Genomic DNA, 13,432 nt, shown 5'->3' with positions numbered 1-13,432 from the left:
ATGAGGAATCGCTATCGGTTGACGTCAGCCGTTGATGTCAACGGCCACGTGGCGGCAGCGAGAAGGCATGATCGGCAGCATGAGCAGCGTCCCCTCCCGGCTGTCCGTCGTCACCCTCGGCGCGGGCGACATCAGCGCCCTGCGCTCGTTCTACCGCGCACTGGGCTGGCCCGAACTACCAACCAGCGATGACGGATGGGCCGCCTTCCAACTTGGCGGGGTTCTGCTCGCGCTCTATCCACTGCACGACCTGGCCGCCGAGGCCGCACCGAACATGCCCGACCCGGCCGGCGGCTGGTCCGGCGTCACTCTGGCCTGCAACGTCGACAGCCGAGACGAGGTGGATAAGGCCTTCGCTGCGGCCGTCGCCGCGGGCGCAACGGTAGTGGCCGAGCCGATCGACCGGTCCTGGGGTGGCCGCTCCGCATATATAGCCGATCCCGAGGGCAACCGCTGGGAGATCGCTTGGGCGCGCACGGCGGTCTTCGACGAGCGCGGGGCACTCGTCTCCTTCGGCTGAGCGACGAAAGCTCTAAGGTCGCCCTGCCGGGCGGTCTGACCTGCGCATTACGAGTCGGCGGCCGGGCGCTGGTCCACCGCTTGGTCCTCGTGCCCGACACGGTGTCCCGGTCCGCGATCGTCCGCTCATGCTCGCGGTGTCCGGGCCGTAGCGGCGGGCGCCCATGTCGTAGCCGCCGGAACCGTTGGGCACCGGGCTGGGTGTGGTGCCGGTGCTGGTGGCTTGCTGGCGCTACCAGGTCCACGCCTCTGCATCGCCCTCACCGACGTACCACCGCTCGACGGCAGCCCTGACGCCAACCAACACCGCCACCCAGACAAAGCGAACTGACGGTGGCCCGCTCGCCGAGGAGCGGGCCAGATCCGCGGAAGCTGGACGAGCGGTATCAGGACGTGGACGTCCTCCGGCGGCACCGTCCGGCCGCGAAACCGCAGGCCGGGTGAAGCGACCGCCGGTGCCCGCTGTCGCGGGTTTCCGCGGGTTCGTTGGGTTGTCGGCCAGCCATCGATGAGGTGTGATCGATAAGGTCCGAAGTTCACCAGTGGGCATCATCTGACTCCCCGCACTCACCGGATCCGGCACCGTGTCGACGGCCGGTGTCGAGGCGTGCCTCCTGATGCCCACCACGTGCTGCACCATCCACAGAAAGGGTGCCGTCCTTGTCGACACGCTCGATCCGCCAATTCCTGGGGGCGTTGTTCGCCCTCGTCGTCCTGGCTGCCGTCGGTCTCGCCACGCCCGCCTCCGCGGGCCGGACCGCGACCGCTCTTCCAGGTGCCGTTCCCGTGCGGCGAAACCTGGCTGATGACCACCTACCCGGGGCACGATTACAAGATCGACATGACCCATCCCAGCGGCAGCCTGGGCCGGCCCATCATCGCCTCGGCCAGCGGTACGGTGAGTTTCGCCGGCTGGGGATCCAGCGGCGGCTGGTGGGTCATGATCGACCACGGCAACGGTTGGCAGACCCAGTACCTGCACATGGACGATCCGGGCCCGGTGGTCCGCCAGGGGCAGCAGGTCGGCATCGGGCAATTGATCGGGTACGTCGGCAACACCGGCAACTCGACCGGCCCGCACCTGCACTACGTCCAGTACGCCGACGGGGGCCTCACCGAGTCCTACTTCAACGGGGTTCCCTCGGGGATGACCAGCGGCTACGGTCCGGATCGTTGGATCACCAGCGCCAACTGCGGCTCGACGCGCCCCACCGAGACGATCTCCGACTGGAGCGGTGACGGGCACGCGGACGTGCTGGGCGTCGACTCGGCGGGCGACCTGTGGTACTACCCGAACAACGGTCTCGCCCTCTCGGCCCGGACGAAGATCGGTAACGGCTGGGGCTCCTTCAAGCACGTCATGGCCGACGACTGGAGCGGTGACGGCAAGGCCGACGTGCTGGGTGTCGACGGCGTGGGCGATCTGCGGTACTACGCGCACAACGGCACCGGGCTCAGCGCGCCGGTCAAGATCGGCCACGGCTGGGGGACGTTCAAGCACGTGATGGCCGCCGACTGGAGCGGTGACGGTCAGGCGGACGTGCTGGGCGTCGACTCGGCGGGCTACCTCTGGTACTACCCGCACAACGGCACCGGGCTCAGCGCGCCCGTCAAGATCGGCCACGGCTGGAGCACGTTCAAACAGGTCATGGCCGCCGACTGGAGCGGTGACGACCAGGCGGACGTGCTCGCCGTCGACTCGGCGGGCTACCTGTGGTACTACGCGCACAACGGCGCGGGGCTCAGCACTCCGGTCAAGATCGGTCACGGCTGGAGCACCTTCAAGCACGTCTTCGCCTCCGACTTCTCCGGGGACGGTCAGGCGGACGTGCTCGGCGTCGATTCGGCCGGCGACCTCTGGTACTACCCGCACTGGGGCACCGGCCTCGGCACCCCGGTCAAGCTCGGTCACAACTGGGGCACGTTCCCGTTCGTGATGTGAGTGCCCGGACGGTGCGGGCGGCGACGTCGCCGCCCGCACCGTCCCGGTGCCGGTGGGGCTGGTGGCGCACGGATGTGCGGAGACAGCCGGCGGGCGAGGTGGACGGGACCGGCCACGCTGGCGCACGCACCGCCTGGCACACCCACCCGGGCGGGCAACGGCTCGTCGTCACCGACGGCGTCGGCCGGACCCAGCAATGGGGCGGACCGGTCGAGGAGTTCCGTGCCGGCGACGTGGTCTGGTGCCCACCAGGTGTCAAGCACTGGCACGAGGCCGGACCGGACGGCCCGATGACCCACCTCGCCCTCACCGGCATCCGCGACGGAGAGGTCGTCGAATACAACGCCCTCTGAGCCCCGCCGCGGCAAGCGCGGCATCGCCACGGTCGACGGCCGCAAGTCGAACACCGGAAACCCGCATACTGAACACGAATTGCTCCGCAAATCGAGAGCCGCTTGCCTCGCAGATCGAAACCGTGCCTGGATGACGTGACCGTGCAGGCCATCGCCGAGGTGGCCGACCGGCACACCCGCGACATCATCGACCGCTACCAGGCCCGGGCCGGGGACGGCACCGCGCCGACCGGGCTGGCCGAGGTGGTGGCCGCACTCCGGCGCGGGCAGGTCGACACCGTGCTGCTGGTCGACGGCGCCTCGTCCACCGACACCCTCTGGATCAGCCCCGACGACCCCACCCTCGTCGCGGCCGATGAACAGACCCTGCGCGCCCTCGGCGTGCGCGACCCCCAACGGGTACGCGCCGACGGCGCTCTGCTGCGCGCCATCGCCGCCACCGACGCCGACCTCGTCCTCGTCGGGCCCGACGACGCACCGTTGAGACACGGCATCGGCGCCGTCCTGCGCCACGGCGACGCCAATACCCCCTGAGGCGCCGGCCCGGTCACCCGGGCGGTTCCCGCCGGCAGGAGCACGAGCCGTGGCCGCGGAGACGATGACCGGATGTGCTTGTCGACGTACCCGACTCGTCCCTGCGACTGACGCGGACGCGAACGGTTGGACGCGGGTGCCCCTGCCCGACTGCTTGACCAAGGGCCCCCGCCGGATCGCCCTGGAAACTCCGGAGCGGCGATCTACCTGCTGCGTATCCGCAGCCGGGGCCCTACCGCCACGGGGACGGGAAGCGCGCTGCGCCTGTCGCGAAGGTGATGCGTATCGTGGATAGAACGGGTCGCCGGGGGTTTTGGCAGGAGAGGCGGAGGCATGACAGCTGGAACTGTCTACTCCGGCTCGCACTGGCAGCGCTACGCCACCGGTGACACCGATGAGGCGCACGCCTACATCCGGCGAGCCTTCTTCGACGTCAAAGTGCGGTTCTCGGGGGAAGGCCGCGACGGAGCCGGCCTCCGTACCATCACGACCGGCCTCGCCGACGTCGGCGTGACCCGCCTGCACTATTCAGCGCGCACCCAACTCCAGACCGCCCCGGACGGGGACCTCAACATCACCCACATGATGACCGGCCGCTTCACCATCGCCAGGGACAAGGACGAGTACCGGCTCCGGCCCGGCGATGTGGCGCTGATGCTGCCGGATCAGCCCGAGGACGCCGACTTCGACGACATCGACTCGTTCACCACCCGCCTTCCCCGCGCCCTGCTCGAAGAGGTCGCCCACGCGCAGACCGGAATCAGCGGCGCGGACCTGCGCTTCGACAGCTCCCGGCCGATCTCGGTGGCGCTCGGTCGCCACTGGACCCGGACCGTCTCCCACCTGACCCGCAGCGTGCTGTCCGACCCTGCCCTCATGGCCAACCCGCTGATCGCCGGGAACGCCCGCCACCTGCTCGCGGCGACGGCCCTGGCCGTGTTCCCCAACACCGCCCACGACCGGGCCCTGCGGGCCGCCGGCGAGGTCACTCCCCGGGCGTTACGCCGCGCCGTGGCCTACATCGACGACCACGCCGACCAACCGATCACGGTCGAACAGGTCGCCGCCGCGGCCGGCGTGCGCCCGCGCGCTCTGCAACTCGCGTTCCGCCGCCACCACGACACCACCCCGATGCGGTACGCCCGCCAGGTCCGCCTCGAACGCGCGCACCGCGACCTGCAGGCCGCCGACCCGACCACCGGCATCACCATCACCATGATCGCCATGCGTTGGGGCTTCACCCACCTCGGACGCTTCAGCACCGACTACCGCGCCGCCTACGGCAGCAGCCCCAGCCACACTCTGCGCACCTGACGCCCGCCTCACCGTGAGGGGAGTGCGGACCAAAGGCGTGCGCCGGATCACCGGCTCGCAACGAGCGTGACGCCGGCACAGGTCGCGGCGTGCTGCGTTCGCAGCAGGGCGGATCCGGCAGTTCCGCTGCTGCCGCCCGCGCAGCCGTACGAGAAGGTCACCACCGTGTGGCAGGCGTTGAGTCCAGAAGACTCCGAACTGGGCAGGCGGGCGCTGGCGCAACGTGCGCCGGGAGCGGGCCACCGAGGGCTTCGACGGCCCCCGTGACCCCGCTCGTTGTCCCCGACCGGTCGAAAATCGGGGCAGCGTCGGCTCAGCGCAGCAGGACCGGGCCTGCGTCGATGCGGGTCCGGAACAGGACGTACGGCTTGCGGCGCAGGTCCTGCCCGCGCTGGTACGTCGGCTGGCGGTGCAGTTGGTTGGCGGTCACGTACAGGTACCCGTCGACGGCCACGGACATGGTGTCCGGCCAGAGCAGTCGGGGGTCGTGGACCACGGTCTCGTACTCGCCGTCGGCGCGGCGGCGCAGCACCGCGTCGTGTTCGTAGGAGGTGAGGTAGAGGCGGCCGGTGTCGTCGGTCTCCAGACCGTCGGAGCCGCCACCCTTGTCGCCCTCGTCGCGTACCGTCGCGGCGACCTCCGCATCGGCGACCGCGCGGTCGGTCAGGGCGTCGGTGGCGACGCTGTACCAGCGGCGCGATGCCAGCGGGCAGTAGTAGAGGCGGGCGCCGTCGGCGGCGATGGCGATGCCGTCGCAGCCCATGCTCACCGGCTTCGGGTCGCCGTCGGCGGGGCGCTCCAGGAACGGGCGTCCTTCGACCACCGGCCGGAACGTCTCCAGCGGTTCCGCCTTCGTCGACGGATGCTCGTGCAGCCGCCGCCAGGACTCGCCGGTGGCCAGGTCCACCACGATGATCCCGTTCGGCCCGGAGTCGGAGGAGTCGGTGATGTAGGCGACGCCGGCCTCGCCGCGGCGCAGGTCGAAGCGCACGTCGTTGAGGTAGGTGCTGGGCAGCGCCACATCGGCCGGGAAGGTGATCACCTGGGCGACGCTGTCGGTGTTCAGGTCCACCCGGACCAGCTTCGGCCCGCCGGGGCGGGTCGGCTGGAACATCGGGCTGCCGGTGTCGAGAACCCACAGCCGGTCGGCCGGATCGACCACGATGCTCTGCACCGAGACGAACGCCTGCGCGTCGTCGTCGGCCGACGGGCTGTTCCACGCCTGGTCGGGAAACGGGACCTCGGCGCCGTCGCCCAGCTCGACGACGGTGGCCGGCACCTGGTCCCCCCACTTCGGGAAGTTGACGAAGATCCGCCCGGTGTGCGAGACGCTCACGCCGGTCGGCATCGGCCCGGTGAAGGTGTGTACGACCTCCAGCTCGCCGACCGGTTCGTCACCCACCGGGCCGGTCATCGCAGGGCCTTGAGGGCGACGGCGGTGACCGCACCGTAGGCCAGGTGCGGGACGAGGTCGGTGACCCAGTCGGCCGCCGACCACGAGCGCGGGTCGGTGACCTTCAGCGCGGTCATCGGGGCGTTGGAGGCGATCATCGCCAGGCCGGTCAGCGCCAGCGTCGACACGGCGGTGGGCAGCCGCCGGCCACCCGCCGCGGCCCACACGCCGGCGGCGGCCACGGAGGTGGCGTAGCCGAGCAGCGGCCCGAGCCCGGACTTCCGGTTCTCACCGGCCTGCTGGTCACCGAGGTCGACGTGAGCCAGGTCGGCGAGGCGGGTGGCGCTGTCCTCCCCGGCGCTGCTGGCCGGCCGGGCCCGCACCGCCATGTCCAGGTAGGTGACGGCGTTCAAGGCGGACGCGCCGGCCGCGCCGGCGATGAGTGCTCTGCTGGTCGGCGTCATCCTCGCCTGCTACCCCGTTGCCCGCCGATGACACCCCGGGCCGAGCGCACCTTCCGGCGCAACCCGGTCGAAATCGGGCACCCGGTGGCAAGCCTGCCCCAACCCCTCTGCTGCTGGGGCGTTCGCCGGAAGCGGGGGTATGGTGGCTGCCCTGTAGTTCACATCCGCCGTACCGGGTGTGACGAATCGGCGTCGAGCACCGGCGTTGGTCCCGGCTCCGCCCCAGTGGGTCCGTGCAGCGGTCCGCGACGCGCGGACTGCCATCCGCGCGCCCACCCCCTTCTGGTTCTGCGGGCGTGCCGCCTGTTAAGGAACTGGGTGCCATGGCCCCCCCTGCCGACGGACCCCGCTGACGCCTTCGCCGAACTCGGCCGCATCAAGCTCGGCGAGACCGGCCTCGACGACGTCCTGCAACGCGTCGCCGAACTGGCCAAACGCGCCCTGACCACACCGGTGGAGGTGTCGGTCACCCTGGTCCGCAACGGCACCGGGCACACCGCAGCGTTCACCGACGACCTGGCCCGGGAACTGGACGAGCGGCAGTACGCCCAGGGACGCGGCCCCTGCCTGGACGCCGCCGCCAGCGGCGACGTCCTGCCCGTACCCGACCTCACCGCCGAGGACCGCTGGCCGGACTGGGCCGATCGTGGAGTGAAGGTAGGGGTGGGAAGCTCGCTGTCGATCGGCCTACCCATCCAGGACGCCGTCGTCGGCGCGCTCAACGTCTACGCCCGCACCCCGCACGCCTTCGACGACGACACGGTCGCCGTCCTGGAGACCTTCGCCGCGTACGCCGCGGTCGCCCTGGCCAACGCGCAGCTCTACGACAGCACCGCCACCCTGGCCCAGCAGATGCGGGAAGCGATGGCCAGCCGCGCGGTCATCGAGCAGGCCAAGGGCATCATCATGGCCGAACGCCGCTGCACCCCCACCGAGGCGTTCAACATCCTGGCGAGGGTGTCGCAGGACTCCAACCGCAAGGTCCGCGACGTGGCCCAGGCCCTCGTCGACCGGGCAGCCGGGACACCCGAACGCTGACCCACATCTACCTTTCGCCGGCCTACCTACTGGCCAGCGAGGGGTTCGGGCCGAAGGAAATCAATCGCAGGCGATCCGAGCCGAGCAGGTCGGCTTCGACTTCGTCGAAATGAGCGACCACTTCCATCCCTGGCTCGACGTGCAGGGCCGCACAGGTACACCGACGCGGGCTTCGACCACCTGGTCCTGCAGAACGCAGGATCCAACCCCGACGGCTTCCTCGACTTCAACCGCGACACCCTCGCCGACCGCCTCCGCGCGCTCGGCTGACGCCAGATCGGCCGGGTCCGCCGTGCGTACTACATGTCAGACCGGGCAGGAAGTCGACGGTAGGTAGACACCCTGCTGGCGGAGCTGGCTGTACAACTCGTCCTCGCTGATCAGCTCGCGGCGCATGTCGCGGCGCAGGATGCGGCAGATTCGGTGAGCGTTCAGCGGGCGCCCCGGGCCTGCACCGCGTGCGTCAGCGTCATGAGCAGCAGACCACCCACCAGATTGCCGGCACCAGCGAGCACGACGTTCAGCCCCAGGTCGGCGTAGCTCACGTCGGCGCCCAGCCAGATACCGAACAACAGGTGCAGGCCGGAGACCACGACGTGATCGAACGGGCCGAGGGCCAGGAAGAACCCCACCACGTACGCCAGTGCGATCCGGCTACCCGCCGACCCGACCGCGTGCAGCAGGTACGACAGCAGCGTGAGCAACGTGCCTGCGGCGATCCCCCGGGTGAAGGTGGCCAGGCCCTCCTTGGCGGCGATCTCCTCCGCGACCAGGACCAGCGTCTCGTGCGCGCGGCCGGGCAGGGTCCCGCGCACGGCGAACACCGCGGCCATCACCGCTCCACCGACGAAGTTGAGCAACAGCACCAGAAACCACAGCCGCGCCAACTGTCCGGCAGCCGAGGCGCGACGGCGCGCGATCGCCGCCGCCACCGGGTCGAAGAAGTTCTCGGTGAACAGCTCCGTGCGCCCGACCACCACGAACACCAGCCCGATACCGAACGCGAGCGCCCCGATCAGCTGACCAACCCCCGAGGCGTAGTCCGGCGCGACCAGCTCACGTGCCACACCGAGAGCGACGATTCCGAACACGATCGTCACCCCGGCGATGAAACCGGTGGAAGCCTGTTCCAACGCACTCATCGACAGGCGACGCTCACCCTCACCCCGCGCACGGTCGTAGACGTCCTCAGGACGCGGCTCTCCTGCCATTCGCCCCGGATACCCGGACAAGGAGCAGCGAACCGCGCCGCCTGACCATCGCCCGGTGCTCCGGTCGGTCCGCCACGCCGGGAGCGGAGTGCTGTCCGGGGATGCCTCGTCGAGCAGGGCCACCACCTGCCGGCTCAGGGTGCACTCGGCCTCGTGCCCGACGCCGCCGTGCCACCGGGCACCGCCGCCCCGAACGCATCCGCCGCTGAACCGGCGGTGCTGCCTCTACAAGATCCGGTGCGATCCACTTCCCGGTTCGGGACCTGGGTGACGGATGGGTATCAGAAGCTGGTGCCGGTGGGTACGGCCGGCGGGCAGCACCGGGTCGGCCGGTGTCACTGCGCCTGCGCCGGGTCGGATCCAGTTCGGCCGTGGGGTGGCGACGGGGGTTCTGGCTGTCGGCCGCGGGCGTGTCGGGCGTCGGCCAGGGCCATGCCGAGAAGGACGGCGAGGGCTCCGCTCGCGGCGATCAACGGTGTGGTGAAGGCCAGTGGCAGTGCCGCGGCGGCCAGGGCCGCGATCCCGATGAGCCGGCGCCGGGAGAGCCGATTGAAGACCACACGTTCCAAACTGATGCGGCCGACGACATAGACCATCGGCCCGCCGAGGATGGGGGCGAGCCACGCTGGTCGCACATGGTCGACCGGGCGGGTCACGGCGATTTCGTACCCGATCGCCACGAGCACGATACCCAGAACCATGATCATGTGGGCGCGTCCGGCGATTCGCCCCTCTCGAACCCGGTCCCCCGCAGCCTCGATGGCTTCGGGGAGCACCTGCCCCGCACGGTAGTAGTAGATCCTCCACAGGACGACCGAGGTGGCGAAGCCAATAACGAGAGCCAGCGTCGTGGCCAGCGACAACGGCGTGTCGGTGTAGGTGAATCCCAGCGCCAGCACACTCTCACCGAGCGCGATCAGCAGCAGCTGCTCGTACCGGTCGGCGAGATGATGGGTGTTGGAGGGGTCCCAGGCGTCGTCCAGTTCCCGGCTCATGCCGGGTACCGGCCAGGAGAAGCGGGCCGACACGAGGTCGATCGTGATGGCCAGCGACCACAGGCCCACCCGGGCCGCATCCTCGACCAGGGCGCCGCCCAGCCACGGCACCGCCGACACGCCGAACCAGATCGCCGACCGGAGATAGAGGGCCCGTAGCGCAGGATCCCGCCGCAGCCGGATGACGACCAGCGGCCTACCCACCTGAAGGACCACGTACGGCACGGCATACGCCCATCCGCGTTCCCGGAACGCGTACGGTAACGACGATGCCATGAACACCACGCCGAACGCGGTGAGCAGCACCATCGCCTGGACCGGTCGCCGCCGCGCATCGAACCGGCTCGTGATGTGGGAGGTGGTCGTCCACAGCCACAGGATCGGTAGGACCAGCACCAGACCGTACAGCAACCCCGCCCACCGCCGGGTGAACATGTCGGAGGTCAGGTCCGGCACGACCCGCGAGACGACCACCGACAAGGCGAAGACCAGCACCAGATCGAAGAACAACTCGACGAAGTCAGCCCGGCGCTTCTCTCCCGCGCTGCTGCCCGCCCGCACCGCCTCTTCGACAGGCGGCTCCTGGTTTCGCCGACCACCGGCTGCGCCCTCGGTCACCGACTCAGTCTTCAGGCTGGCAGGCCGCAGCAGGCGAAAAGTTGAAACGCCGCACAGGTGACAGGCAGCCCGTCGCCCGTCGCCTCACAGGGCGGCGGCGATACGGTCATCTTCGGACACCAGGCGGGATTTCGACTCCAGCTCGGGCGCGGGTCCGACGGTCGACCAACCCGGCAGTGTGTCAACGGCGTCGGCCTGGGCCGTCAGGGAGGTCTGTCCGCCCGGCCGTCGGTGAGGTGGCGCGAGTCGGCAGGGATCGCACCAAGAGGTTCGCAGGCACGAGGTCAAGCAGCCGGCCCGCGAGTATGAAGATTCCCTGAAGTGTGCGCCGGTGAGCCGGGATGATCGGTTCGCCCGGTCAGCCCGTGGGTAGGGGCGACGGAGTAGGGGCGGAACTGCGGGGAGTTCCCGGGCCGCACCCTCGGTCGGAATATGGGGAGAGGTCACGACAAGGAAGGGAGGCTCAGGGGTGATGGACGAGCGGAACTCGGACGGGGCTGGTCCCGGCAAGGGGCTGTCGCACGAGATGAAGATGTACCTGCGTTTCGGGGCGATGATCCTGACCGCCATGGTCGTCATGTACGGCGTGATGTACCTGAGTACCTGGCGGTGGAGCGACATCCGCTTCAGCGAGAGCCGCATGTTCATGGCGTTCGCCATGGGCGGCACGATGGGCATGGTCATGCTCGGCTGGATGCGGAACATGTACCGCAACACCAAGGCGAACCTGGGCATCGTCGCGGCGAGCGTTCTTCTGCTCGGCACGGGTGTGGTCCTCGACCGCAGCCAGGCCACCGTGGACGACAGCGGCTGGATGAACTCCATGATCCCGCACCACTCGATGGCCATCACCCGGTCCGAGCGGTCCAACCTCGACGACGTGCGGGTCTGCCAGCTTGCCGTGGAGATCAGCGAGGCGCAGCGGCGAGAGATCTCCGAGATGGAGTGGCTCATCGAGGACATCCGGCGCAACGGCGTGGCCGAGACCCCCGAGGAGGCGCAGGCCCGACCCGTCCCCGAGTACGACGAGTCCGCCAGCCGCCAGTGCCCCGCCGGTTGAGACCGTCGATCCGTGTCGTCCCAGTCTTGTGCGCCCTGGCCGGTGTTCCCGCTTGATGCCGACGTTTCGCCGCTCGGTGTCCTCGACGCCCTGCCCACCGCCGTCGAGGAAGACCGGCCGGCCCTGCTCGACCGGCTCGGCATGTTCCACACCGTCGCGAACGACCGCCCGGGTGAACGCACTGCGCGAGCAGCTGGCCATCGCCGCGGGCTTCGCCGACCCCCCTGCGCCACCGCCTCGACCAGCACGGGCCCCACCGCTGAGCTGTCGGCACCCTCGACGGTACGGCCGGAGTCCGCAGGCAGTCACGGCGCGGGCCGGCCAGACCGGAACGCCGGCCCCGGGGAGGGCGACCCCCGCGCGGCGTGGGAGTCGCCTTTCCGGGCGTCGGAGAGCCTCGGCGGTCGAGGCCGTCGTCAGGGACGACGCATCTCACCGGGCGCGGGCGTCAGGAGGGAGTCGTTCGGCCCTGGACTGCCGGCCGGGTACTCCTGCAAGGGCACCGTCCCCGCCCGCCAGGCCTTCAGCACCGGCTCCACGATGCGCCAGCAGTCCTCGGCGGTGTCGCCCCGCACCGACAGGGTCGGGTCGCCCTCGAAGGCGCCTCGGAGCACCTCTCCGTACGGCGGCAGCTCGCCCGGGCCGAAGTCGGCCATCAGGTGCACCTGATCGAGTTCCAGCGGGTTGCCTGGGCCGTTGACGTTGACGTCGAGGCCCAGCCGGTCCGGGCCGAAGCCGATCCGCAGCCGGTCGGGCTGCTCGTACCCGGTGAGGCCGGTGGGTACCCGGGGCGGCTGCTTGAAGGTGACGATGGCTTCCTTGCGGGTGCCCGCCAGGGCCTTGCCGGAGCGCAGCCGGAACGGCACGCCTGCCCACCGCCAGGTGTCCACGGCCAGCACCACCTCGGCGAGCGTCTCGGTCCCCCGGGCCGGATCGATGCCGGGCTCGTCGGCGTACGCGGGCAGCCGCCGCCCGTCCACCTCCCCGGTGGTGTACCGGGCCCGTCTGCTCCACCGCACCGGGTCGTCGTCCCATACGCGGGTGGCCCGCAGCACCTGCGCCTTGCGGCCACGCAGGTCCCGGGCGTCGAGGGTGGGCGGCGCGTCCATCGCCATCAGCGCGAGGACCTGCAGCAGGTGGCTCTGCACCATGTCCACCAGCGCACCCGCGCCGTCGTAGTAGCCGGCGCGGCCCTCCAGGCCCAGGGTCTCGTCGAAGACGATGTCCACGCAGGCCACGTGCGCGGCGTTGAGCACCGGTTCGAAGATCCGGTTGGCGAAGCGCAGCCCGAGGATGTTCACCACGGTGGACTTGCCGAGGAAGTGGTCGATGCGGTGCACCTGGTCCTCGGGCACGAGCCCGGCCAGGATGTCGTTGAGCGACCGCGCCGAAACCGCGTCCGTGCCGAACGGCTTCTCCAGCATCAGTCGGCTACCGGGCGGCAGGCCGATGCGGGCCAGCGCGGCGGCGGCCCGCGCGGTGATCGCCGGCGGCAGCGCGAAGAAGATCACCACTTGGCCGTGACAGGCCGCCAGCAGCCGCCGCAGGTCCTCCTCCAGGGTCACGTCGGCCGGCACGTACCGGGCGGCACGGACCACCTCGGTTTCCCGCGGCCCATCCGCACCCACCTTGGCGAAGGAGTCGGCCACGCGTCGGCGCCACCGCTCGTCGTCCCAGTCGTCCCTTCCGCTGCCGATCAGCGTCAGGTCGGGCTGTGCCCCGCTGGCCACCAGCCGACCCAGTCCGGGCAGCAGCAGACGTGCGGCCAGGTCACCGCTGGCGCCGAGCAACAACAGCGTCTGCGGTACGGGGTCGCCGGGGGCGGGACGGTCGGCCGCGAATTCCGCGGCGCTCGGGGGCGATGTCTCCATGCACCCCACCATGCCCTGCCGCTCGGGTGGATACCCGCCCCTTGCGCGGAGGCACACCCTCCCATCACCCGTCGCTGCGGCCCGGAGCCAATCCCGCACTCGAGACCGACTGGCGCCGGC

The 13,432-nt window shown here is 70.5% G+C and carries 12 protein-coding genes and 1 pseudogene; 8 read left to right on the top strand and 5 right to left on the bottom strand.

Annotation, left to right across the window (positions count from 1 at the left end):
* Positions 1-79 precede the first annotated feature (79 nt).
* The 5 genes from ACIBR0_RS23465 to ACIBR0_RS23445 all read left to right on the top strand — a co-directional run bounded on the left by ACIBR0_RS23465 (position 80) and on the right by ACIBR0_RS23445 (position 4,662).
* Positions 80-520: a VOC family protein gene (locus tag ACIBR0_RS23465; RefSeq protein ID WP_396719031.1), complete on the top strand. Its 441-nt coding sequence runs from the start codon at positions 80-82 to the stop codon at positions 518-520.
* 804 nt (positions 521-1,324) lie between these two features.
* Positions 1,325-2,461, top strand: coding sequence for a peptidoglycan DD-metalloendopeptidase family protein (locus ACIBR0_RS23460; protein ID WP_396719029.1), 1,137 nt, complete (start codon positions 1,325-1,327; stop codon positions 2,459-2,461).
* Positions 2,458-2,814 (top strand): cupin domain-containing protein, encoded by a 357-nt coding sequence (locus tag ACIBR0_RS23455; protein WP_396719027.1) that lies wholly within the window; start codon positions 2,458-2,460, stop codon positions 2,812-2,814. Before ACIBR0_RS23460 ends, ACIBR0_RS23455 begins: the two co-directional genes overlap by 4 nt.
* A 135-nt stretch (positions 2,815-2,949) precedes the next feature.
* Positions 2,950-3,348: a hypothetical protein gene (locus ACIBR0_RS23450; protein ID WP_396719025.1), complete on the top strand. Its 399-nt coding sequence runs from the start codon at positions 2,950-2,952 to the stop codon at positions 3,346-3,348.
* 333 nt (positions 3,349-3,681) lie between these two features.
* Positions 3,682-4,662: an AraC family transcriptional regulator gene (locus tag ACIBR0_RS23445; protein ID WP_396719023.1), complete on the top strand. Its 981-nt coding sequence runs from the start codon at positions 3,682-3,684 to the stop codon at positions 4,660-4,662.
* 313 nt (positions 4,663-4,975) lie between these two features.
* Here the strand turns inward: ACIBR0_RS23445 and ACIBR0_RS23440 are convergent, their stop codons facing one another.
* Positions 4,976-6,076: an L-dopachrome tautomerase-related protein gene (locus ACIBR0_RS23440; protein WP_396719021.1), complete on the bottom strand. Its 1,101-nt coding sequence runs from the start codon at positions 6,074-6,076 to the stop codon at positions 4,976-4,978.
* Positions 6,073-6,519 carry a hypothetical protein gene (locus ACIBR0_RS23435; protein ID WP_357034591.1) on the bottom strand — a complete coding sequence of 149 codons (447 nt, stop codon included), beginning with the start codon at positions 6,517-6,519 and terminating at the stop codon, positions 6,073-6,075. Before ACIBR0_RS23435 ends, ACIBR0_RS23440 begins: the two co-directional genes overlap by 4 nt.
* Positions 6,520-6,837: 318 nt before the next feature.
* On the opposite strand from ACIBR0_RS23435, the gene ACIBR0_RS23430 reads away from it, so the two are divergent.
* Positions 6,838-7,557 (top strand): GAF and ANTAR domain-containing protein, encoded by a 720-nt coding sequence (locus ACIBR0_RS23430; protein ID WP_396719019.1) that lies wholly within the window; start codon positions 6,838-6,840, stop codon positions 7,555-7,557.
* A gap of 431 nt (positions 7,558-7,988) precedes the next feature.
* Here the strand turns inward: ACIBR0_RS23430 and ACIBR0_RS23425 are convergent, their stop codons facing one another.
* Both ACIBR0_RS23425 and ACIBR0_RS23420 read right to left on the bottom strand, forming a co-directional pair.
* A complete protein-coding gene (locus ACIBR0_RS23425) occupies positions 7,989-8,768 on the bottom strand; it encodes a formate/nitrite transporter family protein (protein ID WP_396719017.1) in 780 nt (259 codons plus the stop codon).
* A gap of 335 nt (positions 8,769-9,103) precedes the next feature.
* Positions 9,104-10,381: a low temperature requirement protein A gene (locus tag ACIBR0_RS23420; protein ID WP_396719015.1), complete on the bottom strand. Its 1,278-nt coding sequence runs from the start codon at positions 10,379-10,381 to the stop codon at positions 9,104-9,106.
* Between the two features lie 472 nt (positions 10,382-10,853).
* On the opposite strand from ACIBR0_RS23420, the gene ACIBR0_RS23415 reads away from it, so the two are divergent.
* Together ACIBR0_RS23415 and ACIBR0_RS23410 are read left to right on the top strand one after the other, a co-directional pair.
* Positions 10,854-11,441, top strand: coding sequence for a DUF305 domain-containing protein (locus ACIBR0_RS23415; RefSeq protein ID WP_396719013.1), 588 nt, complete (start codon positions 10,854-10,856; stop codon positions 11,439-11,441).
* Positions 11,442-11,486: 45 nt separating this feature from the next.
* A pseudogene (locus ACIBR0_RS23410) lies at positions 11,487-11,704 on the top strand (MerR family transcriptional regulator); the annotation flags it as partial.
* Positions 11,705-11,857: 153 nt separating this feature from the next.
* On the opposite strand, the gene ACIBR0_RS23405 reads toward ACIBR0_RS23410, so the two are convergent.
* Positions 11,858-13,312: a glucose-6-phosphate dehydrogenase gene (locus ACIBR0_RS23405; RefSeq protein WP_396719011.1), complete on the bottom strand. Its 1,455-nt coding sequence runs from the start codon at positions 13,310-13,312 to the stop codon at positions 11,858-11,860.
* Between the last annotated feature and the right edge of the window lie 120 nt (positions 13,313-13,432).

This window comes from Micromonospora sp. NPDC049497 (assembly GCF_044465805.1).
Classification (GTDB): domain Bacteria; phylum Actinomycetota; class Actinomycetes; order Mycobacteriales; family Micromonosporaceae; genus Micromonospora.
Note: the sequence above shows the minus strand (reverse complement) of the source record. Positions and strands in the feature narration are given on the sequence as shown.